The organism is Allobosea sp. P1_A7 (assembly GCF_056406775.1).
Map to the genome: position 1 here is coordinate 1 of NZ_JBFTZN010000665.1, position 438 is coordinate 438.

Here is a 438-nt window from a genome sequence, read left to right on the forward strand (position 1 = left end):
GCCCCATCACCATCCCCTGCTGCTGAAGTTCAAGGGGCAGGGAGCCGGTACAACAAGGCTCGATGATCTACGCGATGGAACGGGTATCGTCAGGCTCGTTGCCATCACTGCCGCCATTCGCGGACAGGGCCACGGTCGAATCTTGAACGCGATGGTGGAAGGATACGCGCACAGGCTCGGAATAAGTGTCCTGTTCGTGAACGCGGCTTCGGATGCTGAAGGGTTCTATACCGCGACGGGGTGGAAACTCTTCGAGGGCCATCCACCGCGGCTGCTTGAACACGCCAACAACTGCGTCCCAATGCAGAAGACGATCATCCGCTAAGGGGCAAAATCGACCCAAGCCGGGCTCGCTGGTTTTTGCGACCGAAGACCGCTTTGAAGGAGGCGATCCAAAGCATCGGCCCGAAAAGTGGATTGCGGTTTTCGGGACGAAGC

General features: G+C 58.7%; 1 protein-coding gene. It reads left to right on the plus strand.

Annotated elements, in window-relative coordinates:
* Nucleotides 1–325: GNAT family N-acetyltransferase (locus AC1D34_RS38305; RefSeq protein ID WP_476827117.1), on the plus strand; the 325-nt coding region annotated here is incomplete at its 5' end.
* Nucleotides 326–438: the final 113 nt, after the last annotated feature.